Here is an 898-nt window from a genome sequence, read left to right on the forward strand (position 1 = left end):
CGTTCGGGTCCGCGGGCAGCTGGCCCGCCGAATCGTGGCCGGTGCGCTGGTCCACGCTCTGCTGCCGGTCGTAGGAGCGGTTGTAGTAGCGGTAGAGCTCCTGCTCATCGGCCCGGCTCAGGTGCCCGTCCTCGTCGTCGATGCGCGGGGCATCCTTGACGATCTGCTTGTCGAACGGCACGGTGACGGTGTCCCCGTGCACGCTGGCTTCATCCAGCGGAACGAAGCTTTCGGACATTCCAAACAATCCGGTGCGCACGGTGACCCACTGCGGTTCGCCGGTCTGGTCATCAAGGAAGACCTGTCCGAACTTGCCGATCTTCTCGCCGTCGCTGCCGACCACGGTGCCGCCGGTGTTCAGCAGTTCATCAATCTGGTTCTTGTTGATCATGGTTTCTTTCCTTTGCGTCGGTGTTCAGTGTTGTGAAACCGTCCGGAAACCAAGTGTGGTGTCCGAAGGGTGCTGCGCCCCTGGTGGGCGTGACGTCCTACGAGCCGTTCGGGTCAGTGCCGGCGGGTGTGTGCCGGTCTGCCGAAACTTGGAAGCTCAATGCTGAAGGCATTCGTGATGCTGTTTGCAGATTGGGTTTCCTCTCTGTTGGTGTCCCCCGGTACCTTGAATATCCCATCTGCTCCCGCCGCCGTGTCCAGTGCTAGTGCCTGCATGGACGCAGCCTTGGGGCTGACTGGGAAACCTGAAATGTTCTGCCATTGGCGCTGTAGAGGTGCCATATTAAGCGCCCCCGTCCCCCGGCATGGGTGCGGCCCCGTCCTTTTCGCCCACCTCGTTGAAGCGCCCGGCGGCCCGGCGGCCAAGCACCGTAATCGCATCGAGCACCTTCTGGGCGGGGCCCGGCAGTCGGTCGCGGGCCTCGTGCCCGGTCACGGTGCCCTGTTC

General features: G+C 63.3%; 1 protein-coding gene. It reads right to left on the minus strand.

Annotated features, from left to right (window positions below; translation table 11 throughout):
- On the minus strand, nucleotides 1-391 hold a 391-nt coding region (locus JCM19049_RS15695; RefSeq protein ID WP_279403387.1), incomplete at its 3' end, for a PRC-barrel domain-containing protein.
- Nucleotides 392-898 lie beyond the last annotated feature (507 nt).

It is taken from the genome of Arthrobacter sp. JCM 19049, from assembly GCF_001310435.1.